Source organism: Collinsella sp. AF31-11 (genome assembly GCF_003475605.1).
Classification (GTDB): Bacteria; Actinomycetota; Coriobacteriia; order Coriobacteriales; family Coriobacteriaceae; genus Collinsella.
In genome coordinates this window covers 61877-82639 of the sequence record NZ_QRQS01000004.1, presented here as the reverse complement: position 1 = coordinate 82639, position 20763 = coordinate 61877, and the positions used below count along the sequence as shown (strand labels likewise).

20 protein-coding genes and 5 tRNA genes are annotated in these 20763 nt (G+C 57.7%); 9 read left to right on the top strand and 16 right to left on the bottom strand.

Features of this window, described 5'->3' with window-relative positions; all coding sequences use genetic code 11:
• The first annotated feature begins 114 nt into the window (after positions 1-114).
• From DWZ22_RS03485 to DWZ22_RS03460, 6 genes are all read left to right on the top strand, one after another.
• Positions 115-1038 carry an ABC transporter permease gene (locus tag DWZ22_RS03485; protein WP_118345150.1) on the top strand — a complete coding sequence of 308 codons (924 nt, stop codon included), beginning with the start codon at positions 115-117 and terminating at the stop codon, positions 1036-1038.
• Entirely contained in the window at positions 1031-1825 is a 795-nt protein-coding gene (locus tag DWZ22_RS03480) for an ABC transporter ATP-binding protein (RefSeq protein ID WP_118272908.1), read from the top strand. Before DWZ22_RS03485 ends, DWZ22_RS03480 begins: the two co-directional genes overlap by 8 nt.
• Positions 1826-1897: 72 nt before the next feature.
• Positions 1898-3928: a bifunctional UDP-sugar hydrolase/5'-nucleotidase gene (locus DWZ22_RS03475; RefSeq protein ID WP_118405445.1), complete on the top strand. Its 2031-nt coding sequence runs from the start codon at positions 1898-1900 to the stop codon at positions 3926-3928.
• A gap of 128 nt (positions 3929-4056) precedes the next feature.
• The gene (locus DWZ22_RS03470; protein ID WP_118405444.1) at positions 4057-4824 is read left to right on the top strand and encodes a mechanosensitive ion channel family protein; all 768 of its coding nucleotides are present in this window, start codon (positions 4057-4059) and stop codon (positions 4822-4824) included.
• Between the two features lie 93 nt (positions 4825-4917).
• Positions 4918-6834: a BMP family ABC transporter substrate-binding protein gene (locus tag DWZ22_RS03465; protein WP_118405443.1), complete on the top strand. Its 1917-nt coding sequence runs from the start codon at positions 4918-4920 to the stop codon at positions 6832-6834.
• Positions 6831-7541, top strand: a complete 711-nt coding sequence (locus DWZ22_RS03460; RefSeq protein ID WP_118405442.1) for a metallophosphoesterase — start codon at positions 6831-6833, stop codon at positions 7539-7541. Before DWZ22_RS03465 ends, DWZ22_RS03460 begins: the two co-directional genes overlap by 4 nt.
• 49 nt (positions 7542-7590) lie before the next feature.
• On the opposite strand, the gene DWZ22_RS03455 is transcribed toward DWZ22_RS03460, so the two are convergent.
• From DWZ22_RS03455 to DWZ22_RS03395, 13 genes are all read right to left on the bottom strand, one after another.
• Complete coding sequence (locus DWZ22_RS03455; protein ID WP_118405441.1) at positions 7591-8352, bottom strand: isocitrate/isopropylmalate family dehydrogenase; 762 nt, start codon at positions 8350-8352, stop codon at positions 7591-7593.
• 108 nt (positions 8353-8460) lie between these two features.
• The gene (locus DWZ22_RS10385; RefSeq protein WP_233546434.1) at positions 8461-8589 is read right to left on the bottom strand and encodes a hypothetical protein; all 129 of its coding nucleotides are present in this window, start codon (positions 8587-8589) and stop codon (positions 8461-8463) included.
• A gap of 544 nt (positions 8590-9133) precedes the next feature.
• On the bottom strand, positions 9134-9841 hold the full coding sequence (gene rplA, locus DWZ22_RS03445; protein ID WP_022093892.1) for a 50S ribosomal protein L1: 708 nt from the start codon (positions 9839-9841) through the stop codon (positions 9134-9136).
• Positions 9842-9958: 117 nt separating this feature from the next.
• On the bottom strand, positions 9959-10387 hold the full coding sequence (gene rplK / locus DWZ22_RS03440) for a 50S ribosomal protein L11 (protein ID WP_022093893.1): 429 nt from the start codon (positions 10385-10387) through the stop codon (positions 9959-9961).
• A gap of 120 nt (positions 10388-10507) precedes the next feature.
• Positions 10508-11044, bottom strand: a complete 537-nt coding sequence (nusG, locus tag DWZ22_RS03435) for a transcription termination/antitermination protein NusG (protein WP_006234984.1) — start codon at positions 11042-11044, stop codon at positions 10508-10510.
• 3 nt (positions 11045-11047) lie between these two features.
• Entirely contained in the window at positions 11048-11386 is a 339-nt protein-coding gene (gene secE / locus DWZ22_RS03430; protein WP_117583102.1) for a preprotein translocase subunit SecE, read from the bottom strand.
• A 75-nt stretch (positions 11387-11461) separates the two neighbouring features.
• Positions 11462-11537 (bottom strand) — tRNA-Trp (locus tag DWZ22_RS03425).
• 13 nt (positions 11538-11550) lie between these two features.
• A complete protein-coding gene (gene rpmG, locus DWZ22_RS03420; RefSeq protein WP_102372646.1) occupies positions 11551-11700 on the bottom strand; it encodes a 50S ribosomal protein L33 in 150 nt (49 codons plus the stop codon).
• A 279-nt stretch (positions 11701-11979) separates the two neighbouring features.
• Positions 11980-13170 (bottom strand): elongation factor Tu, encoded by a 1191-nt coding sequence (gene tuf, locus DWZ22_RS03415; protein ID WP_089572520.1) that lies wholly within the window; start codon positions 13168-13170, stop codon positions 11980-11982.
• A gap of 96 nt (positions 13171-13266) precedes the next feature.
• A tRNA-Met gene (locus DWZ22_RS03410) sits at positions 13267-13343 on the bottom strand.
• A 3-nt stretch (positions 13344-13346) separates the two neighbouring features.
• A tRNA-Thr gene (locus DWZ22_RS03405) sits at positions 13347-13422 on the bottom strand.
• Positions 13423-13432: 10 nt separating this feature from the next.
• Positions 13433-13514 (bottom strand) — tRNA-Tyr (locus DWZ22_RS03400).
• Positions 13515-13943: 429 nt separating this feature from the next.
• A complete protein-coding gene (locus DWZ22_RS03395) occupies positions 13944-14777 on the bottom strand; it encodes a MurR/RpiR family transcriptional regulator (protein ID WP_158573292.1) in 834 nt (277 codons plus the stop codon).
• A gap of 151 nt (positions 14778-14928) precedes the next feature.
• On the opposite strand from DWZ22_RS03395, the gene DWZ22_RS03390 reads away from it, so the two are divergent.
• From DWZ22_RS03390 to DWZ22_RS03375, 3 genes are all read left to right on the top strand, one after another.
• A complete protein-coding gene (locus DWZ22_RS03390) occupies positions 14929-16347 on the top strand; it encodes a glycoside hydrolase family 1 protein (RefSeq protein WP_118405439.1) in 1419 nt (472 codons plus the stop codon).
• A 9-nt stretch (positions 16348-16356) separates the two neighbouring features.
• Positions 16357-17226, top strand: a complete 870-nt coding sequence (locus DWZ22_RS03385; RefSeq protein WP_118405438.1) for a PTS transporter subunit EIIB — start codon at positions 16357-16359, stop codon at positions 17224-17226.
• Positions 17227-17588: 362 nt separating this feature from the next.
• Entirely contained in the window at positions 17589-18125 is a 537-nt protein-coding gene (locus DWZ22_RS03375; protein ID WP_118405437.1) for a PTS transporter subunit EIIC, read from the top strand.
• Between the two features lie 532 nt (positions 18126-18657).
• Here DWZ22_RS03375 and DWZ22_RS03370 read toward each other — a convergent pair.
• The 3 genes from DWZ22_RS03370 to rlmB form a co-directional block, all read right to left on the bottom strand.
• A tRNA-Thr gene (locus tag DWZ22_RS03370) sits at positions 18658-18732 on the bottom strand.
• A gap of 224 nt (positions 18733-18956) precedes the next feature.
• A complete protein-coding gene (locus DWZ22_RS03365; RefSeq protein ID WP_055309418.1) occupies positions 18957-19634 on the bottom strand; it encodes an NYN domain-containing protein in 678 nt (225 codons plus the stop codon).
• Positions 19635-19637: 3 nt separating this feature from the next.
• Positions 19638-20558, bottom strand: coding sequence for a 23S rRNA (guanosine(2251)-2'-O)-methyltransferase RlmB (rlmB, locus tag DWZ22_RS03360; RefSeq protein ID WP_118405436.1), 921 nt, complete (start codon positions 20556-20558; stop codon positions 19638-19640).
• Positions 20559-20763 lie beyond the last annotated feature (205 nt).

The following is a 20763-nucleotide window of genomic DNA, read 5'->3' as shown; positions in this document are numbered from 1 at the left end:
GCGTTCGCCCTGCTTGTTTCGGATGAGACAAAACAACCGTCCGCAGCTCTTTTATACATTGTTACCGCTATTATGGAACATCACGTGTCCACCCTATCCTAGGAGGTATGAAGCATGCTCATTGCATTGCAGGGCGCCGTTTCGCAGGGCGTCCTCTGGGGCATTATGGTGCTTGGCGTGTTTATCACGTTCCGCCTGCTCGACATCCCCGATATGACCTGCGACGGCAGCTTTGCCCTCGGCGGCTGCGTCTGCGCCGTACTCATCGTCAACAATAACGTCGACCCGCTGCTCGCCGTGCTGGCCGGCATGTGCGCCGGCGCCATCGCAGGCGCGGTCACGGGCATTCTGACCACCGTCTTCGAGATTCCCGCGATCCTCGCCGGAATCCTCACCCAGATCAGCCTGTGGTCCGTCAACCTGCGCATCATGGGCAAATCCAACACGCCCATCCTTGCCAAGGGCACCATCTTCTCGTCTGTTAGCAACATGACGGGCCTGCCGCAGTCCACCGTTGCCATCATCTTGGGCATCCTGCTCGCCGTGGCCATCGTTGCCATCCTGTACTGGTTCTTTGGTACCGAGATCGGCTCGGCGCTTCGCGCCACCGGCAACAACGAGTACATGATCCGCGCCTTGGGCGTTAACACCAACTCCACCAAGATGATCGCTCTCGTGCTCTCCAACGCCCTCATCGGCCTTTCGGGTGCGCTTATCTGCCAGAGCCAAAAGTATGCCGACATTGGCATGGGCACAGGCGCCATCGTTATCGGCCTTGCCGCCATCGTCATCGGCGAGGTGCTCGGTCGCCTGCTACCCGGCGGACTCACGCAGTTTAGCGTCCGTCTTGCCTCCGCCGTCTTTGGCTCCGTGGTGTACTTCCTTATCCGCGCCATCGTGCTGCAGCTGGGCATGGACGCCAACGACATGAAGCTGCTCTCCGCCGTGATCGTGGCCGTGGCCCTGTGCGTGCCCGTGGTTTGGGAGCGCTATAAGCTCCGCAGCTCCTACACGAAGGGAGATGAGGCAGATGCTTAAGCTCTCACACGTCAAGAAGACCTTTAACAAGGGCACCGTCACCGAGAAGCGCGCGCTCACCGGCGTCGACCTCACCCTTAACGACGGCGACTTTGTAACCGTGATTGGCGGCAACGGCGCCGGCAAGTCCACGCTGCTCAACATGATCGCCGGCGTGTATCCGCTCGATTCGGGCGTTATCGAGCTCGACGGCACCGATATCTCGCGCCTGGGCGAGTCGCAGCGCGCCAAGTACCTGGGCCGTGTGTTCCAGGACCCCATGCGCGGCACCGCAGCCGACATGCAGATCGCCGAGAACCTGGCCCTCGCCAAGCGCCGCGGCCAGCATCGCGGTCTTTCGTGGGGCGTCACCAAGGCCGAGAAGGACGAGTACGTTGAGCTGCTCAAGCGTCTGGACCTTGGTCTGGATACGCGCCTCAACGCTAAGGTCGGCCTGCTCTCGGGTGGCCAGCGCCAGGCACTCACCCTGCTGATGGCCACGCTCACCAAGCCGCGCCTGCTGCTGCTCGACGAGCACACGGCGGCCCTCGACCCCAAGACGGCATCGAAGGTGCTCAACCTGACCGAGGAAATCGTCGACGAGAACCACCTGACCACACTCATGGTCACACACAACATGAACGACGCCATCCGTCTGGGCAACCGTCTGATCATGATGCACGAGGGCCACGTGATCTACGATGTGGCAGGCAACGAGAAAAAGTCGCTCACCGTCGCCGACCTGCTGCAGAAGTTCGAGGAGGTCTCGGGCGGCGAGCTCGCCAACGACCGCATGCTGCTAAGCTAACGACTTAGAAAACCACCACAAAGGGGACAGGCACCTTTGTGGTGGTTTTTGTTAAGGACTAAGGAGACTGCCATGAAAAGATTCGTCCCCCGCCTTGCGTTAACCGCCGCGCTGCTTGCCGGCGTGTTCGCTGGCGCACCCAGCCTCGCCCTTGCGAGCAATCTGCCCCAGGCGATCAACGACTCCGTGACCGTCATGCACACCAACGATATCCACGGCAGTTACAAGTACAGCTACAACGCAAGCAAGGGCACCGACACTGTGGGCTTTGACGGACTGGCAGTCCTCTATAGTGCCCAGGGCAACGCCCCCGATCTTCTGCTCGATGCTGGTGACACCTTCCATGGACAGTCCTTCGCCACCATGAGCGAGGGCAAAAGCATCGCCGAGCTCATGGACACCTTCTATGCCGACGGCTACGACGCGACCACGCCGGGCAACCACGACTGGAGCTACGGCGCGGACAAGCTCCGCGCCATGACCGGCCACAGCACCACCGGCACGCCCTTCGCCATGCTTTGCGCGAATGCAACGTCCTCGAACGGCGTATGGAGCTCGAGCATCACCAAGACGCTCAACCGCACTTGGAAGGACGGCGAGGACAGTTCCACGTTTAACTACAAGATTAAGGTCGGCGTCGTCGGAGCCATGGATGAGTCGCTAGGTTCCTCGCTGCGCGCGGACCTGGTCGCGGGCACCAGCTTCTCGAGTGCCGCGAACGCCATCAATGCCGAGGCGGAGCAGCTGCGCAAGGAGGGCTGCGATGTTGTTGTGTGTATCGCGCACACGCTCGACGCCAAGACCTTTGCCACGCGGCTCCGTGGCGTCGATGCCCTTATCGCAGGCCACGAGCACATCAACCTTAACGAGAAGGTGACGGGAGCCGACGGCAAGACAATCCACGTTGTCGAGGCGGGCAGTGCCTTTGCCGAGGTGGGACTGCTTTCCGTCCCCTACGAGTACGACACCAAGGGCACCGAAAGCACCGACGATGACACGGTGGCGGTATACGCAGGCAAAAGCGACGAGAAGCTCTATACCGCCAAGGACGTAAACGTTCTTTTGACCGACCCCAACAAGGGCTCCACCTATCAGAGCATCCTTGATGAGGTCAGCAACAACAAGATCAAGCCGCTCGACGATGCCTTTAGCGCCGCATCGAGCGAGGTGCTCGGCACGAGCTCTACCAATTATTTCTACGGCGAGGACGCCGCAGGCACGCATGGTTGGGAAATGGTGCGCACCACCGATTTCCGTCCCAGCAAGAAGGGCGACACCACCAAGACCCAGACCATCGGACATGTGATCTGCGGCTCCTATCTTGACCTGACGGGCGCAGACCTTGCCATCGAGAACGCGGGCGGCATCCGCGGCGGCATCGCGGCGGGCAATGTGACCGCCGGCAACGTCATCGCTATCTCGCCCTACGGCAACACCGTGGAGACCTGGACCATGACCGGTGCGGACTTCCTGGCAGCGCTCGAGCACTCGCTGCAGATCAGTGACGAGTGCAATCACAGCTACGAGCTTCAGCAAGCCTACGTGGCGGCCGGCCACACCGAGCAGGAGGCGCAAGACATGTACAAGTGGCGCGACGACTCCGGCAGTGTCCTTTCCTTCGGCGGCATCAACGTGACAATCGATTGGACGCAGTCCGAAGGCAAGCGCATCGTGAGTGCCACACTCACCAAGGATGGCAGCACGCTCGACCCCGCCAAGACCTATACCGTCGCCACCAACAACTACATCATCACCAACACGACCGACTTCCCCACCTTCGCAAACGCCACCAAGCACACCGAGTGGGGTACCTGCGAGTCAGCACTAAGGGCGCTGATCGGGCAGAACAGCTGGGAGAGCAAGATGGCCTCGCTCGCGGGCACCATCAGCTTTGGCTCCGCCGCCGTGGACCCCACGCCCACACCGGCCCCGACGCCTGAGCCCTCGCCTCAGACGGATACGACGACCACGAAGGTCATCACCAAGAAGACGACCGGTAAGCTCGCCGCAACGGGAGACCGCACGCTGGCTATGGTCGGCGCATGCCTCATCGGCGGCATCGTCATCATCATTCTCGGCATTATCTGGAAGCGTCGACGCTAAGCTACACCGCCGGGCCTTGCAGGCCCGCCGTGCAAACCTTATATCGAGCACAGAAGCCCGTCAGAATTTGATCGGACGGGCTTCTTGGTGGGTATCATGGTTGGACGATCATGAGGAGGTTTCCCTACATGGAATTGTTTGAGCCAATTCTTCATTTCTTTGCACAACGATGGGTCCACAACATCATCTGGGCCGGCATCTTGGCCATCGGCACCGCCGTTGCCGCCAAAGTCGCGTCCAAGACCCTGCACCACCTGCTTAACCGCGACGATAACCCACTCCCTTCATCGAGCATCTTCATCAACATCGCGCGCGCCGTCATCTGGATGATCGGCGGCAGCTTTATCCTCGACAACTGTTTTGGCATCAACGCAAACGCACTCGTCGCCGCTCTTGGCGTCGGCGGCATCGCCATCTCGCTCGGCTTTCAGGACACTCTCTCAAACCTTATCGGCGGCATGCAAGTGACGTTTATGGGCATCATCAAGCCCGGCGACAATATCGAGGTCGGCGGCGTATCCGGCGTGGTCCAAGACATCACCTGGCGCCACACGACCATCGAAGATGCCTGTGGACAGACCATCATTGTGCCCAACTCCAACATCTCCAAGAACACACTCGTGCATCTGATGCCCTTTGGGCGCGTGGCCGTGCCCGTTGCCGTAAAGGACACGTCTAAATGGGCTTCCCTTGACGCGCTGGCAGACGAGCTCACGAGCGCAACCAAAACGGCCGTCTCGCCCATCTCGGGCTTTGATAAGGAGCCCTACGTGCTCTTTAGCGAGATCGGCGACTTTGGCATCAAAGGAAAGATTATCTTTATCGTCAGCGACGACAGCACCACTTTCACCGCTGCCGACGCCTGCATCCGCGCCATCGCCCCCATCATTGCCTAAACCACCACAAAGGGGACAGGCACCTTTGTGGTGGTTTTCATTCGTGGTACCATGGTATATATAGTTGTTTAAACGACTAAGGGAGTAGACACCATGGAAGAGGCCTATCGTCAAGCACGCAAGCGCGGCGAGCAGGGACGCCGTCGCGCCATCAGCCAAAGCGAGCACCCGTACCTTACGGACCTCGATAGCCTGGTTGCTCAGCTCTCCTTAGGTCAGCGAGAGAACGTCGGCCTGCGGGATATTCCGCTCGAAATGGTCGCCGGTACGGTTACCAAGGGCCGCCAGTCCGCCTTTTCGTGCAACTTTATGCCCCTGCTGCCGTTTAACACCGAGTTCGCCCGCAAGTGGTCCAACCTCTACGACATCCAGGTGACCGAGGGCTATCGCGATCCCGTCATCGTAACCGAGTTCATGCATCGGTTTTACGTCCAAGAGGGCAACAAGCGCGTCAGTGTCCTCAAATTCCTGGACGCCCCAACGGTTTCCTCCAAGGTCACCCGTCTCTACCCCGGCAAATGGGATTCCGTCGAAAGCCGCCTGTACGGTGAGTTCTGTGCGTTTTGGCACGTCTGTCCCCTATACGAGATCGAGTTCTCGCGCGAGGGAAGCTACGAGACGCTCGCCAAGATGCTCGGTCAGAACCTTATCGAAAAATGGCCGCAGAAAAAGGTCGACTACCTGCGCCACACCTTCCTGCTCTTTAAGCGCGCCTACCTTCGCGCAGGTGGCGACCATCTGGACATTACGCCCGCCGACGCCATGCTCGTCTACCTCAATGTGTACAACCAGGACCGCCTGCTGGATACGCCGACGGATATCGTCGTTAACCGCCTGTGCAAGATTTGGCGCGAGCTGGTCATTGCCGGCAAAAGTGACGAGGACAAGGTCGATCTTGTCGAAGCCCCTCAACCCAACGAGGAAGAGTCGCCCGCCAAGTCCACCTCCGGCGTGCTCAACTTCTTTATGGGCAAGACCGTCTACTCGGCGACCAATCCCCTGCGCATCGCCTTTATCCACGAATTCCCCTGTGCGACATCGAGCTGGGTCAGCCTGCACGATCAAGGGCGCCAATATCTTGACGAGCACTTTGGCGGCATCGTGCGCACCGAGGCGTTCGAAAACTGCCACGATCCGGACGTGTTCTACGCCGCCGTGGAAACGGCTGTCATACATGGAGCAAACGTCATTTTCTCGACCTCGCACCGCCTGATGGAATACACGCTCAGGGCTGCCGTCGAGTATCCTCAGGTGCGATTCCTCAACTGCTCTATCGGCCTTCCCCACCAAAGCGTCCGTTCGTACTTTGGCAAGATGTACGAGGCCAAATTTCTCTTGGGCGCCCTTGCCGCCAGCATGGCGGACAACCACCGCATCGGTTACCACGCGTCGGTCTTCGCCTCGGGCGCGCTCAGCGAGATCAACGCCTTTGCGATTGGCGCCTCGCTGCTCGACCCCCGTGCGCAAATTATCCTGACCTGGGGCGATGTGCCCGCCGGAGGCCTTGCCGAGGCCATGTGCCGCGAAGGTGTGAGCGTCATGACCGGCGCCGACATGTCAAAGTCACTCGAAGACCCCACGGCCTACGGACTCCACCGTCTGGTCGAAGGCAAGGCTGTCGGCATTGCCATGCCGGTATGGAACTGGGGCCGATACTACGAGCTTATCGTGCGAAGCCTGCTGCATGGCACCTGGGATGAGACCAGTGACGACAGCCAGGTTCGCGCCGTCAACTACTGGTACGGCATGAGCTCAGGTGTTATCGACATCCGTTATGCTCCGGGCCTACCCTACCAGACGCGCAAGCTTGTTCAGCTACTCCGCAATGGCATCGTCGAGGGCTCCATCAATCCATTTGGCGGCGAGCTCCATAGCCAAGACGGCGTGGTGCAGATTGAGGGCTTTCCCCCACTGCCGAGCACGCAGATTGTCGAGATGAATTGGCTGGCGGACAACGTGGTGGGCACCATTCCGCAGCTCGACGATGAGCCGGGGGTTACCGCCCTATGAAGATCCTTGCCATAGCAGATACCGAAGAACGATGCCTTTGGGAGTGCTTTCGCAAGGAGCGCCTTGAGGGTGTCGACCTGATTCTGTCTGCCGGCGACCTGGACCCGGACTATCTTGAGTTTTTGGTCACGGTCATCAACAAACCGCTCATCTACGTCCGCGGCAACCACGATGACCGCTACGCACGTCATGCACCGGGCGGCTGCATCTGTGTCGAAGACACCGTGTACGTGTATCGCGGCGTTCGCATTGCGGGGCTTGGCGGCTCCATGCGCTACCGAGATGGCGCCAACATGTACACCGAACGCGAGATGGCCAAGCGCGTGCGCAAGCTGTCCCACAAAGTGAGGATGGTCGGCGGCTGCGACATCTTGCTCACCCATGCGCCCGCCGCCGGCGTGGGCGATCTGGATGATCTACCGCATCGAGGATTCGAATGCTTTAACACGGCACTCGAATCCTGGAATCCGGACTACATGGTGCACGGGCATGTGCACCAAAGCTACGGTTGCGATTTTCAGCGCGAGCGTCAGCACGCATGCGGGGCAACGATCATCAACGCCTGCGGCTATACGCAGTTTGAACTCGACGAGACGCGCTACCCCATCCGTGGCTGGCAAGCAGCCTGGCTCAATTCGCAAACCATGCGCCGCGAGCTCAAGCGCCACGAGGCCATCGAGTCCTCGACCGCCAGAACCCCCTGGTAACCACCACAAAGGGGACAGGCACCTTTGTGGTGGTTCCGGACTCTCGACGCTATAGGGCGGCGATGACCTTATCGCCCATCTGAGCGGTGCGGAGGATCTTTTCGGCAGGGGTGTTGGCGTCGGCGATGTCGCGGGTACGCCAATCCTCGTCGAGCACATGGGCCACGGCATTTTCGACTAAGACGGCCTGCTCGCCCATGTCGAGCGCGTACGTGAGCAGCATTGCCGCCGACAGGATCTGTGCGAGCGGATTGGCAATACCGAACCCTGCGATATCGGGCGCGCTGCCAGCGCTCGGCTCGAACAGCGAAACGCCGTCGCCCAGCGAAGCAGAGGCGAGCATGCCGAGCGAGCCCGTAATCTGTGCAGCATCGTCGGAGAGAATGTCGCCGAACATGTTCTCCGTAACTACGACGTCAAAGTCGCCCGGTCGGTTGATGAGCTGCATAGCGGCGTTATCGACGAGCAGGTCTTCGAGCTGCACATCGGGGCACTCTTCATCATGCACGCGATGCACGACCTCGCGCCACATGCGGCTCGTCTCCAGCACGTTGCGCTTATCCACACTCGTCACGTCACCGCGACGCTTGCGGGCCGCTTCGAACGCTTGACGGGCAATGCGCTCCACCTCGAACTCGCGGTACTCCATCACATCGACCGCACGCTGGCCCGCAGCGCCATTAGCGCCCGCGCCGTCCTCGTCGTAGAAACGATCGTGCTTGCCAAAGTAAATGCCGCCGGTAAGCTCGCGGCGTGGGGCCGCCGGATCGGTCGAATCCCACTTAGGGCCACCGACTGATGCTAGCCTCATCCTCGGTCATATGGAGCTTGTCGAGCAGATGGCTGGGGCTTATCCCAGGCCAGTATGGATACGGGGCCTCTGAGCCGTCTTGAGGGCTTCTGCGGCCACTTCGATATCCTAGTCGACCGCACGGGTGAGACTCCATACCGTGCACCGGTCGCCCGCGATCTTGCCAATCTCCTGCACCGAGCGAAAATCGCCGGGGCTCGAGATGGGAAAGCCCGCCTCGATCACATCGACGTTCATGCGCACCAGCTGACGTGCGATAACGATTTTCCCTCAGTATTCATGCTGACGCCGGGAGGCTGCTCCCCGTCGCGCAGCGTAGTGTCAAAGATTGCGATTTTGCGACTCATGATTTCCTCCTGATAGGCCTGAGATACAGATGGCTTTCAGGAGAGATGGAGTGCCCCAAGATAGAAAAATACCCGTGTCGCTCATCACGCCCAAAAGCAGCGGACGATAGCGCACCCGCTATAACTCATCGTTATAGCGAGATTGCAACCCTAGCGCGCTATCCCATCTAGTAGCGCTAGGCCTAGGAGCTGCTGCGTGTTATAGAACATGTCTGGCTCCTTTCAACCTCGGGTATTCACTACATCGCGCTAAAGTGCAACACAGTCGAAACGACGCACAATGGGGATTTTGGAGCAACCGAGGCAAAACCACCACGAAGGTGCCTGTCCCCTTTGTGGCGGTTTTGGCCCGAGATAGCAAGAAACCCGGTCCTGCACGAGGCAGAACCGGGTTTCTTTAGCAATGCTTGCTTTGCTGAGGCAGTAACTAGCAGTTACTCAGCCAGGAAGTCACGCTGGACAGCGGGATCGACCTTGACGCCAGGGCCCATGGTGGAAGACACGGAGATGGACTTGACGTACTTGCCCTTAGCAGAAGAGGGCTTGACGCGCAGGATCTCGGTGTACAGGGCAGCGTAGTTCTCGACGAGCTGCTGCTCAGAGAAGGACTTCTTGCCCAGGGGCACGTGGCAGATGCCGTAGCGGTCGGCGCGGTACTCAACGCGGCCAGCCTTGAGCTCGGAGACCATCTTGGCGACGTCCATGGTCACGGTGCCGAGTTTGGGGTTCGGCATAAGGCCACGGGGACCAAGAATCTTACCGATGCGGCCAACCTTGGCCATCATGTTCGGCGTAGCAATAGCGGCGTCGAAGTTGATCTCGCCCTTCTGGATCTGGGCGACGAGCTCGTCGGAACCGATGATGTCGGCACCGGCGGCCTCGGCCTCGCGGGCCTTCTCGCCCTCGGCGAAGACGGCAACACGAACGGTCTTGCCGGTGCCGTGGGGCAGGGAGATGGAACCACGGATGTTCTGGTCAGCCTTACGAGTATCGATGCCCAGACGGAAGTGGGCCTCGACGGTCTCGTCGAACTTGGCGGTGTCGAGCTCCTTGATGAGCTTGGCAGCCTGAAGGGGGGTGTAGAGCGTGGCGCGGTCGATCTTCTCGGCAGCGGCGTTATAGCTCTTACCATGCTTAGCCATGTGCAATACCTCCTGTGGTTAAACGGGCGTGAGCCCTCCCACATCGTATCGTGTGCCCTATTGCACACATATAACGGGCGCCCCGGTCGGAACACCCGTCATTACCTAAAGAAATCGCTACTCAGCGATGGTGACGCCCATGGAGCGGGCGGTACCGGCGATGATCTTCTTGGCGGCGTCAATGTCGTTGGCATTGAGGTCCGGCATCTTGATCTCGGCGATCTTGGTGAGCTGCTCCTGGGAGAGCTGACCAACCTTGTCGGCCTGGGGCTTAGCGGAACCAGACTTGAGGTTCAGCTCCTTCTTGATGAGGTGAGCCGCCGGCGGGGTCTTGGTGATGAAGGAGAAGGACTTATCCTCGTAGACAGAGATCTCAACGGGGATGATGTCGCCCTTCTTGTCCTGCGTCTCGGCGTTAAAGGCCTGGCAGAACTGCATGATGTTCACGCCAGCAGCGCCCAGGGCAGGGCCGACGGGAGGAGCGGGGTTAGCGGCACCAGCAGGAATCTGGAGCTTAATGACGTTGGCAACCTTCTTCTCAGCCATGGTCATTCCTTTCGAATCACGAGTGTGAAGTACTTGCTATATCGTAAGCACGCACGTGTTAGAAGCACTCCTGAGATGAGCAGTCACAGAAGAAGCACGCTCGCGCGAACGGACGAAAACTTAAGCGATGACAGCGACCTGGTTAAAGTCGAGCTCGACCGGCGTCTCGCGGCCAAAGATCATCAGCGTGACCTTGAGCTTGCCAGCCTCGGTGTTAACCTCAGAGACTTTGCCATCAAAGTCGGTAAGCGGGCCATCGGTGACGCGGACGGACGTGCCGACCTGAATATCAACCGAGGTACGCTTGGGCGAATCGCCCTTACCGGGACGACGAGTCATCTTATTGTACTCGTCGCGGGAAAGCGGAGCGGGCTTGCCGTTGCCGCCCAGGAAACCGGTGACGCCGGGCGTGTTGCGAACGCACGTCCATGCATCGTCATCCATCTCCATACGGACCAGAACATAACCCGGGAAAATCTTGGAATCCTTGGTCTCGCGCTTGCCACCCTCTTTAATCTCAGTAACGCGCTCCATAGGAATCTCGATATCAAAGATACGGTCCTGCATGCCCATAGTCTCGATACGATGCTCGAGATCAGACTTAACGCGGTTCTCGTATCCAGAGTAAGTGTGAACGACGTACCAACGCTTAGACATGGTTTAGCCCCTCAATCCAGAAAACAGAGCAAGAGCCTCGCCAAAGCCAGCATCGAGCAGAGCGATGACGACGCCGACGACGATCAGAGAAGCGCAAACGACGACCGAGTAGTTCACGAGCTCCTTCTTATCGGGCCACGTGACGCGCTTCATCTCGGACTTGACCGAAGCGAAATACTTCTTGGTGCGGGCGAAGAAGCCAGGCTTCTCGTTCTTCTTGGACTTCGCAGCCTTCTCGTTCTTCTTGGCAACGGCCTTCTTGGCCTCAACCTTGGAGTTGGCGGCAGCGTTGTTGGCGGGTGCCGGCTGCTGAGCCTTCTTCTTGTTCTTCTTGTTGGCCATTTGGGTTACCTCCGCGCAATGCGCTTATACATGAGTAAACCGTAAGCCCCCAATGGGAGCTTACGGAATAATGACTGGCACGCCAGGAAGGACTCGAACCCTCAACACTCGGTTTTGGAGACCGATGCTCTACCAATTGAACTACTGGCGTATGTGACTAGAGACTAGCGGGTCTCTTTGTGCAGCGTGTGGTGACGGCACCAGGGGCAATACTTCTTGATCTCCATACGATCAGGCATGTTCGCCTTGTTCTTGGTGGTCGTATAGTTGCGGCGCTTGCACTCAGTGCACGCAAGAGTAACTAGAGTACGCATGTATCCTGAACCTTTCATTTCCGCCCCGTACGGGCACGAGATGGTACTTTATCAGCTCTACGTAAGGGCTGTCAACGAAAACCTCGAGTCAATTGGTTCTCGGTGGATCCATTCATATTTGGAACACATCAATGAAGCCAGCGAGAGCTAATCGACGGTGTACCCAGGACCATTATCGATCCTCTCGACACCAGCAACGACTCAATGTCCATTGCAGAAAAGAACCCGGCACCCATATAAGTGCCGGGTTCTCTAAGTCAGCTATATCAGAGAGCTAATTTACTCAATGATCGTGGAGACGATGCCCGAACCGACGGTGTGGCCACCCTCGCGGATAGCGAAGCGCAGGCCCTCCTCCATGGCGATCGGGTGGATGAGGTCGCCCTCGATGGTGATGTGGTCACCAGGCATAGCCATCTCGGTGCCCTCGGGAAGCTTGACCGTACCGGTAACGTCGGTGGTACGGAAGTAGAACTGAGGACGATAACCATCGAAGAACGGGGTGTGACGGCCGCCCTCCTCCTTGGTCAGAACGTAGATCTCGCCGGTGAACTTGGTGTGCGGGGTAACCGAACCGGGCTTGCAGAGAACCTGGCCGCGCTCGATGTCCTCGCGCTTGATGCCGCGGAGCAGCAGACCGACGTTGTCGCCAGCCTCGCAGAAGTCCATGGACTTACGGAACATCTCGATACCGGTAACGACGGTGTTCTGGGTGTCCTTGATGCCGACGATCTCGACGGGCTCGTTGAGCTTGAGCTCACCGCGCTCGACACGGCCGGTAGCAACGGTACCACGGCCGGAGATGGTCATAACGTCCTCAACGGCCATCAGGAAGGGGAGGTCGTTGTTACGAGCAGGCGTCGGGATGTACTCGTCGACGGCGTTCATGAGCTCGCGGATAGCGTCCATCCACTTGGCGTCGCCCTCGAGAGCGCCCAGAGCGGAACCACGGATGACGGGGATGTCGTCGCCGGGGAAATCGTACTCGGAGAGGAGTTCACGGGTCTCCATCTCGACAAGGTCGATGAGCTCGTCATCGTCGACCATGTCGCACTTGTTCAGGAAGACGACGATGTAGGGAACGCCGACCTGACGGGCGAGCAGGATGTGCTCGCGGGTCTGAGCCATGGGGCCGTCGGTAGCGGCGATGACCAGGATAGCGCCGTCCATCTGAGCAGCACCGGAGATCATGTTCTTGACGTAGTCAGCGTGGCCCGGGCAGTCAACGTGAGCGTAGTGACGGGAAGCGGTCTCGTACTCAACGTGGGAGACGGAGATCGTAATGCCGCGCTCGCGCTCCTCGGGAGCCTTGTCGATATTCTCGAACGCAGTGAAGTCAGCCTTGCAGCCCTCGGTCTCGGAGAGAACCTTGGTGATGGCAGCGGTCAGCGTGGTCTTGCCGTGGTCGACGTGACCAATGGTGCCGATGTTAACATGCGGCTTAGTGCGCTCAAACTTCTCTTTGGCCATAAAGCCCTCCTCTTAACAGGTCGTCCCCGGACGGGACTTTGCCTTTATACCATAGTGGCCTCTCAACATACTATTGAGAAGCCACCGTGTTACCTATGGTAGCGGTGACTGGATTCGAACCAGTGACGCCACGGGTATGAACCGTGTGCTCTAACCAACTGAGCTACACCGCCGGATGGAGCCTGCAACCAGACTTGAACTGGTGACCTCTTCGTTACCAACGAAGTGCTCTACCGACTGAGCTATACAGGCACTTGACGGGTGGGAGCTATAGGATTCGAACCTATGTAGGCAGAGCCAACGGGTTTACAGCCCGTCCCCATTAACCACTCGGGCAAACTCCCAATCGTTCAAGTATCCGCAGGTTCTTTGGTCTTTTGGACCGCCGCCCCCGCGAACGAAGAAGATAATACGATGCCACCTTGGGGGCTGTCAACGAAAACCTCTAGATACACGGCCCCGGGCGTATCTATATACCTCTGACCTGCGGTTTTGCTGAATTTAGATATGAAGGACGGCGGATTTGGCTGCGCTGGCGACATTTCCCAAGGGAACACTTTGGCACGGTGGAGTACGCCTACAGCATGACCTTCGATAACGACCCTCTTGCACTATTGCATAGGTCGCGATCGGACTTCCCTGGCTTGATCGAGCGTGGATTTTCTCCCGTTTGAAATCGAGCGTGGACTTTCTCCCGCTTTTAGCGCGGCTCTAAGCCAAAGTGGCAGATTATCCACGCTCATTCTCCAGACGGGAGAACTATAGAGCCGCAACTACTCGGGCCAGGCCAAAGTAGACCCATAGAGCGGCTCCCCCTTGGTGCAGGGGTAGCGACTCAAGTAACACGACGATAGCAAGTCGAAGAAATAAGTCATGGCATATTTCGAATAAACGCCGAGTCGGTCAATTCCGTTTCCCGCATTACCAAGACGATATACACGGTCAAAAGACCTCGATTTGTCATCGTTGCTAAACGCAGTAATTAGAATCTTCCTGCCCGAACGGCAATCAAGATACTCACGCGCCTGTGACGCAAATAGCCCGGAGACCGATACGAGAATTATCAATGACTGCGAAGCGTCTCCCATGTTTTTCAATTCCGCGACGTTAGCCCCAGCAACTATACAAACTATCTTGCCCGCATAAAACATTTCCTGCTGAAATCGTACGAGATTGGCGCTCACATTATTGGTGCACCAGATTTCAACGTTTTTATGGCCATCAATTTCGTCGGCAAGGTGCTTAATAGCGATATCGGACACGCCGCTTTCAACCTCAGCGAACATCTCGATCATGCGAACGTCGAGCTCTGCCCTGTACTCCTCGTAGCCAAATTCCTCCTCTCGATGGCTTAAGTCGCTTGGAAAGACTGATTGAGTAAATGATTCTTTCAAATCGCTAAGAGACTGGTAGCCCAATCGATTGCAGAAACGACGAACAGCGGAACGGGTCACGAATGCATCGCGGGTTATTGCGGCAACATTGATTTCGCTCGAACGCCTAATGTGAGCGATGAGATATCGAGCGATGGCGGCATCGTTTGACCCAAACTCGCTGTTGATGATGGAGCTAATGCGATTGAGCACATCGAAGTCATTGATATTCACGTGATCCCTCTTTCCGCTCTCCTCGAAATCATAGTTCATTTATTGAATCAAACAGCTTTGGTCGTTCTCCTATGATTCAAATCAGTTGACGTCATCTTAATCGTAATTCCGCCACACGTATCCACCGTGTTGAATGATGGAAAGGGGATTCATGAGCAACGTGAACAACATGCCGTTTCTCTGGGGTTCCGCCACGGCGTCTTATCAGTGCGAGGGTGCCTGGAACGAAGACGGCAAAGGCCTTGGCGAGTGGGATTTCTTTAGCCACACAAGCAATAAGAACATCAACCATGTTGACGGTGATGTATCTTGCGACTTCTACCATCGCTATGAAGAAGATATCCGCATGATGAAAGAAGGCGGACAAAACACCTATCGCTTCTCTCTTTCATGGAGTCGAATCATCCCCACGGGCATCGGCGAAGTAAATGAAGAGGGTATCGATTTTTATAATCGGGTCATTGATTGCTGCCTCAAAAATGGCATAGAGCCCAACGTTACGCTGTTCCATTACGATCTGCCATTCACGCTTGCTTGCAAAGGCGGATGGCTGAACAACGACATGGCAGAGTGGTTCTGCAAATACGCCAAGATTTGCTTTGAGCGCTTTGGAGACCGCGTCAAAATCTGGGCTACCGTTAACGAGCCGCATTTCTACAGCTACTGCGTAAACATGTTGGGCAACTATCCCCCCAATCGATCACTCGACGTTCAGTCGTACATGCAGTTTCAGTACAACCTGATGCGCGCAAGCGCACTCGCAGTCCGAACATATCGTCAAATGGGCTACGACGGCATCATCGGCGCCGTCCACGATGGCGGCGTTGTCGAACTCGACCCGGCAACCGAGCACCCTGATGACGTATTTCGATACGCAGACTTTTTCGCCAATCGCATGATTCTGGCACCAGCGCTTCAGGGTCAACTGCCGCCAGAAATGGACGAAATCCTTGAAAAACTTGGCGTCTCGCTCTATCGATCCCCAAATGACGTAGAAGAATTCAGAGACGGTAAAGTCGATTTTATTGGACTCAACGTGTATTGCCGAGAGTATGTAACCGACTGGCACGGTGGAGAGCTTGCCGTTTCGGCGAACAATAAGGGCGGTTCGAGCAAAAAGGTCGAAGGAAAATGCATTGCGCCCTTGTTTGAAAGCGCCCGCGACAGCAATGTTCCCCGCAATAAATGGGGCCGCGAAATACTCCCAGGTTGCATGTATTCAACCATCATGGATGTCCACGAGCGCTATGACGCGCCCCGCATCTTTATTACGGAAAACGGACATGGCGCCTATGAGCAACCAGACGCAGACGGAATGATCCACGATGATGACCGCATCGAGCTTCTGGGCCAGTTCATCGAGCACATGATGAGGGCCAAGCGCGACGGCGCGCGCGTTGAGGGCTACTACCTCTGGTCGACGATGGATCTGTATAGCTGGATCAACGGCTACGAAAAACGATACGGACTTGTCCATATCGACTTCGAGAACAATCTGGAACGCACCCCCAAAAAGAGCTGGTATTGGTACCGAGACCTTATCTCGAAGTATCAGGAGCAGGAAGGTTAGGAGAAAGAGATGAAATATCAGGCAATGTCCGAAACAGTCCTAAAGGCTGTTGGCGGCAAAGAGAACATTACATCGGTAACTCATTGTGCGACGCGCCTTCGCATCGACGCACGAGACACCTCGATCATCGATCTCCAGCTCGCCAAATCGGCCGATCAGGCGCTCGGGGCAGTAGTCAGCGGTGGCCAGCTTCAGGTGATCATCGGCCCCAACGTCACCGAGGCTTACAACGACTTCCTCGACTTCGCGGGAATCGAAGTCGGCGGTGGCACGGTTGCCGACGATGCCCAAACCGCCAAAGACCTTGCAGAAGGCATTAAAAGCGGTAACACCGCCATGGGCTTGATTGAGAAATTCGGGAACGTCTCTGCACAGGTATTCATGCCCATCGTCCCGGCGCTCATCGTTGGCGGACTCATTCTTTCGATCAAGAATCTCCTGGTCAATTATTGCGGATTGAGCACCGATAGCGGAACCGCCCAGGTCCTGTTGGCGATCTTTAGCGCTTCGTTTAGCTTCTTGCCCGTTTATCTTGGTTATCAGCTCGCAGCCGTCATGAAGATGCAGCCCATCATGGGCGCATTGCTGGGCGCGATCATGATCAGCTCGTCCATTAGCGGTGCTGAGGGTCTCGACTTTCTTGGCATCCCCATCCCGACGAATGACTACTCGAGCACGGTGGTGCCAATCGTACTGGGCGTCGTGTTCATGTACTTCGTCGATCGCGGTCTTCAGAAAATAATCCCCGACGTTACCAAACTGTTCTTGAAGCCGCTGCTCACCATGATCATCGTCGTGCCTGTCGAGCTGATTATCCTTGGCCCCGCCGGCAGCATGATGGGCTACGCGCTGTTAGCGCCGGGCGATTTTAGCCGCTAATAGTCAACCGATTTTGACCAATCCCGGTCACCGAATAATGGCCACCGTGCCTCCCCGCCGCCACTACGCTGGTGGCGCCAACACGCCGCCCTCGACAGGCTGCTCGACAAGGCGTCGGTGTTCGTGATGCGGGGCCCGAGCTACCGCGGCAGGGGGCTCGACACGTACTCGGTGGAGGCCGTCCCCCAGGCGGTGAAGGTGAGGGGGATCCAGCCCGAGGGGATGTAGGAATGCGATAGGAAAGTCATAGATGCGGGCGTGTTGGCCAAAATGGGTCGGCCGGGATTGGTCAATCTCGGCCGACTATATTTGGCTAAATTTTTCCGACACTAACAGCGCTGAGCGATGCCGTCACGTGGCTTATGGACAACGTGGCATTTATCGCTACTCCGATCCTGGCAGCCCTTAACCCCTATTTCGTCATGCTCGGTCTCGATAAGGCTTACATCGCAATCGAAGTTACGAGCCTGGCGCAGCTCGGTTGGGCACCCATTATCTTTGGATTCATCTCGAACCTCTGCATTGGCGGCACGAGCCTCGCCCTGGCAACTGCCATGAAGGGAAACAAAGAGAAGAGGGGTATGGTCACCACGGTTGCCGTCACCGCACTCTGTGGCGTAACCGAGCCCGCGTTCTACGGTTGCCTCATCGAGCGTCCCCGCCTGCTTGTCGGCACGGCAATCGGCGCGCTCTGCGCTGGACTCCCTGCAGGCATCTTTGTTCTGAAAGAGTATGTTGCGGGAGCATGCCCCGGCCTTCTTTCGGCACTCATCTTTATCGCTCCCGATGGGTCCATGGGCAACTTCGTGCTGGCATGCGTTGTCGCCATCATCGCCATCGTCGTCTCCTTCATCGCTGCACGCGTGATCATCAAGAAGAACCCCAGCTATATTGAGTAGATGCCCGCTGTTTGCATTGGGGACATCCTCGGCAGACCATTAGCAAGAACCCAAGAAGTTCCTTAGGAGCTCGATTAATCCATTCGGATTCCTGAGGCACAAACGGCCCCGATTCCACAATGAAATCGGGGCCGTTGTTTCTAAAGCCGTCGATAGACAATCGGCGTTTACCTTAGCTCCCTATCCAAATTAATTATCCACGCTCGTTCTCCGGTCGGGAGATTTTCTTCGTTCGCGTGTCCAGAAATCCACGCTCGAACAGGACCCCATGTCCGCACCCGCCCTTGTCTCGATCTGTAACAGCAAGAGGCCTATTCCGCTTCTACATGTTACAGATCAAGATATTCCTAAAACACCCTAAGTTTCATCTCAATCTGTAACAGTTAGATGCCAAATATCGGTCTTGTTGTTACAGATTTAGACAAACTAGAGGACGAGACAAACCAAAAACGGGATGGGCGCCAACCCGATGGCACACCACCTACAAAGAAACGGGCCCTGTCCCACAAGGGAACAGAGCCCGAAACTCTCATGGAGCCAGTGACAGGAATCGAACCTGCAACCCACTGATTACAAATCAGTTGCGCTACCGTTGCGCCACACTGGCACACTTGGCGCTTTCGCGCGAAGCCTGTTAAGGATAAAGGAATTGAGGATGGGGCGCAACAGGCCCTTCGACCGACCACATCTCAAAACTATTCGCCAGAACGAATAGTTTCGTCTGTTCGCCAAAACAAAAAACTATTCGTTTTGGCGATGGCAAGTCCACAATCCAATAACTACAAGCCAGTGAATTGACCAGCCGAGTAGCTGGTCTCTACAGATACTCCCCTACCGGCCACGAAGGGCCTTGAGCTTGGCCAGGGCATCGGGGCTCAGGCGACTGCCCAGAGTCATCTTGATCTGCGGGGCTTCCTCTGCCTCGTGAACGTCGTTATCGATCTGTTTGATCTCGTCCACCAGCATGCGGCTCGAGATGCGCGTGACGCCCTTGCCCATGACGACGGCCTGAATCGTACCGTCGCTCGATACCACGGAGCACGCGCGGCCTTCCTCGCGTGCCTCGATGCAGAGCTTCTGCACCACGGTATCGGCAGAGACGCCCGTCGGCGAGAACTCGATGCGCACGCCGCGGGCCGGTAGGTTGGGGCGCTCGTTGGAGATGTTGCCCGCGCCGTCGAACACGATCACGGCCTCGTAACGGCCCTGGGCAAACGCCGCAACATCGTTGATGAGCGCGGTGCGCGCCATATCGTGGACGTCGCTGGAATATGGATCGTCGGAATGGTCGTAGACGAGCTTTTCGTAGCGCGGCGTGCAGTGGATCACGTTGTAACCGTCGACCACCAGCAGCTCGGGCTTGTTGGAGTGCACCGTCGAGACTGGGTCGGCGATAGCCTGCGCAAACGCATTGCCGCCCACGCCGTAGGTCGCGGCCGAAACAATCGGCTTGGCCGAGCCCTCGCCAAAGCGCTTGGCCTTGGACTTGGCGCGGTTCTTCTTGGACATGCGCTACTCCTCCCCCATGAGCTCGCCGGCATTGCGGCGCAGCCACTCAAAGCACAGCGCGGTGGTCGCCTGGGCCACATTGAGACTCTCGGTCATGCCGCGCTGGGGAAGCTTGGTCAAAAAGTCGCATTTCTCGAGCACCAGGCGCGAGATGCCGTCGCCCTCGGAGCCCATGACGAGCGCAACGCGGCCCTCAAAGGGAGCATCCCAGCAGCTGCCCTCGGCGTGCTCGGAAGCACCGCCCACCCAAAAGCCAGCAGCCTTGAGGTCGTCGAGCGCTCGAGCGATGTTGGGAACCTGTGCGATGGGCAGATGCATAACGGCACCAGCAGAGGTTTTGTAGCTGCCCACGGTCACACCGGCGGCGCGCTTGTTTGCAATGATGACGCCCGCCGCGCCCACGACCTCGGCGGAGCGCACGATCGCACCAAAGTTGCCATCGTCGGTCACATGGTCGAGCACGACGACAAGAGCCGGACCCTCGCCCGCGCGATCGAGGATATCGGCGACATCAGCATAGGGGAAATTTCCCACCTCGAGCGCAATACCCTGGTGAGCGCCATGGCTCGACAGCACATCGAGCTGCGCGCGCGGCACATACTTAATGCGGACACCCGCGGCGTTGAGGTCATCGACCAGACGAGACAAAGCAGCATCGCGCTCCCCGCCCTCGGCGATGAGCGCGCACTTGATGGGAAAACCAGTGCGCAGCGCCTCGGCGGCAGCACGACGACCTTCGATAAACTCGCCCTTGGGAGCCTGGACAGTGTCGCGGTTACGATCTCGCTGCGGACGCGCAGCCTGGGCTTGGGAGCGCTCGCGCTGGCCCTTGGAAGCGGCAGCGCGGTCATTGCGGCGAATCGGGCGCGAGCCAGAAGCAGCCTGTTTGCCACCACGAGGCGCACGCTTGCGATTGTCGGCCATAAAGCGACCTCCTAAATACAACTATCAAACGAAACAAATAGACCGACCGCCCGAGGTGCGGCAGATTGCCTTGAAAGAGGAGGGCATAGACCTTGAGGTCATGCCCGACGATTGAAAGGCAAGGTGCCGTGGCTCGGGCGGTCGGCACGGGTTTTCCAAGTGTCCGAGATGGCCGTGAAAGAGGAGCGACACGTACTTGAGTACG

Coding starts and splice junctions, on each gene's coding strand:
- rplK (WP_022093893.1), bottom strand. CDS start 10,387: ATGGCTGAGAAGAAGGTTGCCAACGTCATTAAGCTCCAGATTCCTGCT.
- DWZ22_RS03470 (WP_118405444.1), top strand. CDS start 4,057: ATGGAATTGTTTGAGCCAATTCTTCATTTCTTTGCACAACGATGGGTC.
- DWZ22_RS03460 (WP_118405442.1), top strand. CDS start 6,831: ATGAAGATCCTTGCCATAGCAGATACCGAAGAACGATGCCTTTGGGAG.
- DWZ22_RS03455 (WP_118405441.1), bottom strand. CDS start 8,352: ATGAGGCTAGCATCAGTCGGTGGCCCTAAGTGGGATTCGACCGATCCG.
- DWZ22_RS03465 (WP_118405443.1), top strand. CDS start 4,918: ATGGAAGAGGCCTATCGTCAAGCACGCAAGCGCGGCGAGCAGGGACGC.
- secE (WP_117583102.1), bottom strand. CDS start 11,386: ATGGCCAACAAGAAGAACAAGAAGAAGGCTCAGCAGCCGGCACCCGCC.
- rpmG (WP_102372646.1), bottom strand. CDS start 11,700: ATGCGTACTCTAGTTACTCTTGCGTGCACTGAGTGCAAGCGCCGCAAC.
- rplA (WP_022093892.1), bottom strand. CDS start 9,841: ATGGCTAAGCATGGTAAGAGCTATAACGCCGCTGCCGAGAAGATCGAC.
- DWZ22_RS03475 (WP_118405445.1), top strand. CDS start 1,898: ATGAAAAGATTCGTCCCCCGCCTTGCGTTAACCGCCGCGCTGCTTGCC.
- DWZ22_RS03480 (WP_118272908.1), top strand. CDS start 1,031: ATGCTTAAGCTCTCACACGTCAAGAAGACCTTTAACAAGGGCACCGTC.
- DWZ22_RS03375 (WP_118405437.1), top strand. CDS start 17,589: ATGGACAACGTGGCATTTATCGCTACTCCGATCCTGGCAGCCCTTAAC.
- rlmB (WP_118405436.1), bottom strand. CDS start 20,558: ATGGCCGACAATCGCAAGCGTGCGCCTCGTGGTGGCAAACAGGCTGCT.
- DWZ22_RS03485 (WP_118345150.1), top strand. CDS start 115: ATGCTCATTGCATTGCAGGGCGCCGTTTCGCAGGGCGTCCTCTGGGGC.
- tuf (WP_089572520.1), bottom strand. CDS start 13,170: ATGGCCAAAGAGAAGTTTGAGCGCACTAAGCCGCATGTTAACATCGGC.
- DWZ22_RS03385 (WP_118405438.1), top strand. CDS start 16,357: ATGAAATATCAGGCAATGTCCGAAACAGTCCTAAAGGCTGTTGGCGGC.
- DWZ22_RS10385 (WP_233546434.1), bottom strand. CDS start 8,589: ATGAACGTCGATGTGATCGAGGCGGGCTTTCCCATCTCGAGCCCCGGC.
- DWZ22_RS03390 (WP_118405439.1), top strand. CDS start 14,929: ATGAGCAACGTGAACAACATGCCGTTTCTCTGGGGTTCCGCCACGGCG.
- DWZ22_RS03365 (WP_055309418.1), bottom strand. CDS start 19,634: ATGTCCAAGAAGAACCGCGCCAAGTCCAAGGCCAAGCGCTTTGGCGAG.
- nusG (WP_006234984.1), bottom strand. CDS start 11,044: ATGTCTAAGCGTTGGTACGTCGTTCACACTTACTCTGGATACGAGAAC.